The organism is Faecalibacillus intestinalis, assembly GCF_003024685.1.
Taxonomy (GTDB): Bacteria; Bacillota_I; Bacilli_A; order Erysipelotrichales; family Coprobacillaceae; genus Faecalibacillus; species Faecalibacillus intestinalis.
Window position 1 is genome coordinate 1 of sequence record NZ_PYLQ01000044.1, and the last position, 1,369, is coordinate 1,369.

Genomic DNA, 1,369 nt, shown 5'->3' on the forward strand with positions numbered 1-1,369 from the left:
TTTTTTGGAACTGACTTGAAAATGAATGAAATTTTGGCTTTAAAATGGAATGACCTTTATATTGGTCATAAAAACATCAAAAAAAATAATTGTTATGCTGTAGTGAATAAAAAATTAAAAAGAAAGAAGATATCCTACATTAATGAACATAGAGAAAATATTATTAAGCAATTTGATCCGAAAATAAATGATGAGGGTAGTACTAGGCTTGTCATTTATAAAATTGAAAATAGTAAGAAAATCCATATTCCTATTAATGTAGCCAAAATGCTAATAAAATGGAAAAAAGTAGAAGGTAGAAAATATCAAATTTCCTATGAAGAATATGAAAATAATGACCTCGTTTTTTCACTGCTTAATGGTAAAGCGTGTGAAGATAGGATTATCAATAAAGAATTTGATAAATTAAAATATGAAAATAATTTACCGGATGTAAAGATGAGCAGGTTGGAATTCTTTTCTAAGGAAAGAATTATATATAAGGAAGAGGTAATGACTATTAGAGATTTTTATTACAGAACGTTATTTTATGATTATTCAGAATATTTTGAAATTGGATATATCAAAAGTGGATTATCGTATAATAACAATATAATACCTATAGGTACAAATTATCGAAGTGTGAATTTAAAAGATATAAACGTACCTAAGAAAAAGGAAATAGATTTATCAAAAATGATTTCATTAATAAAAAATAATTCAAGTTTATCAAATGAATTGACAAGTATACTCAAAGAGTARAACTTGTCTTTTTYATAATCGCACGTTGGTTAAAACATAATGTTTTCCATAGAATATGGATATAGGAGGAGATAGTAATGGCATCAATTACAAATAGAAAAGGAAAATATTATGTTGTTTATTGGTTTGATTCATTTGATGGAAAAAGAAAACAAAAATGGGAGCAATGTGAAAACTATGAAGARGCWATCTTYAAAAAGAAGAAGATWGAAGATGAAGTAAATAATCAAGTRTTTCTKGCTCCAAGTAATCAAACAATCAGAGAATTTTTAGAAACATTTGTTGAGTTATATGGTACAAARCATTGGGGATTTAATAATTATAARGCTAATACAGGTTTATTGAATAACTATGTTTATCCACTTATAGGTGATAAAAAAATCCAATCATTTTCAACATTAAATGTCGATCAATATATTAATAAATTGACTAAAACTAAAAATGTGAATTATGGTGTAAGAAAAAATGCACCTCAATATGTATCGCCTAACACAATAAAATCAGTAGTAAAATTATTAAGATGTGCATGGCGACAAGCTCTTAGATGGGAAGTTGTAAAGAAAAATGTGTTCATTGATTGTAATTTACCTTATTGTGAATCTAAGGAAAGAGAAATATGGACAGCAAC

1 pseudogene is annotated in these 1,369 nt (G+C 26.1%); it reads left to right on the forward strand.

The features are described from left to right. Positions 1-818: 818 nt before the first annotated feature. Positions 819-1,369 (forward strand): annotated as a pseudogene (locus C7U54_RS14395) (hypothetical protein); the annotation flags it as partial.